Below are 1,215 nucleotides of genomic sequence, written 5' to 3' on the forward strand. Positions count from 1 at the left end.
CGGATCCGCTCCGAATCGGTCGTGACCGTCAAGCCGTCCTTGCGGATCTCGTATACGCACGAGGGCACGAGCCGCGTGCGCTTTCCTTCGTTCAGCTCGACCTGACAGAATCGGCACACGCCGTAGGGCTTGAGGTTCTCGTTGTGGCAAAGGGTCGGAACCTCGATGCAGAGCTTTTTGCAGGCCTCGATCAGGAAGGTGCCCCGTTTCACGGTGATCGATCGACCGTCGATGGTGAGGGTGTGTTCCCTGGCGTTCACGACCTACTCCTTGATGACCGCGTCGAATTTGCACACCTCGTAGCACGCGCCGCAACGGATGCACTTTTCAGGGTCGATCACGTGCGTCTTTTTCTTTTCGCCGGCGATGGCGACCGTGGGGCACTGTTTCTTACACAATGCGCAGCCCGTGCAATTCTCCACGTCGATGCGAAGCGAAATCAGCGCTGTGCAGCGCCGTGCCGGGCACTTCTTGTCGTGGATGTGCGCCACGTACTCGTCCCGGAAGTAGCGGATCGTGGTCAAAAGCGGGTTGGGCGCCGACTGGCCCAGCCCGCACAGCGAGCAATCGATGACGAACTTGGACAGGTCCTCCATCAGCTCGACGTCGCCTTCCCGGCCCCGGCCCTGCGTGATGTCGTTCAGGATGTCCCGAAGCTGCATGACGCCCTCGCGGCAAGGCACGCATTTGCCGCACGATTCCTCCGTCAGGAAGTTGGTGAAGTACCGCGCCACGTCCACCATGCACGAGTCCTCGTCCATGACGATCATGCCGCCCGAGCCCATCATCGACCCCAGCTTCGTGAGCTGGTCGAAGTCCACCGGCACGTCCAGGCAGTCGGCCGGGAGGCACCCACCCGAGGGCCCGCCGGTCTGCACGGCCTTGAACTTCCGGCGGTTGGGAATGCCGCCGCCGATCCCTTCCACGATCTCCCGCAAGGAGATGCCCATCGGCACCTCGACCTGGCCGGTGTTGTTGATGTTGCCGACCAGCGAGAAGATCTTGGTGCCCTTGCTTCCCTCCGTTCCGATGGTCCGGTACCAGTCCGAGCCGCGGTTCACGATGAAGGGCACGTTGGCCCAGGTCTCCACGTTGTTCAGGTTCGTTGGCTTGTCGTACAGCCCGCGATCGGACATGTGCACGTACTTGGGGATCGGCTCGCCGGGCCGTCCCTCGATCGACTGCATGAGCGCGGACGACTCGCCGCACACGAAC

The 1,215-nt window shown here is 62.6% G+C and carries 1 protein-coding gene and 1 pseudogene; both read right to left on the bottom strand.

The window, feature by feature from the left end; genetic code table 11:
* Positions 1-260, bottom strand: a pseudogene (locus A2Z13_10970) (hypothetical protein).
* A 3-nt stretch (positions 261-263) separates the two neighbouring features.
* Entirely contained in the window at positions 264-1,187 is a 924-nt protein-coding gene (locus A2Z13_10975; protein OGP76510.1) for a hypothetical protein, read from the bottom strand.
* Positions 1,188-1,215 lie beyond the last annotated feature (28 nt).

The sequence above is a fragment of the Deltaproteobacteria bacterium RBG_16_64_85 genome (assembly GCA_001798885.1).
GTDB lineage: Bacteria > Desulfobacterota > Deferrimicrobia > Deferrimicrobiales > Deferrimicrobiaceae > FEB-35.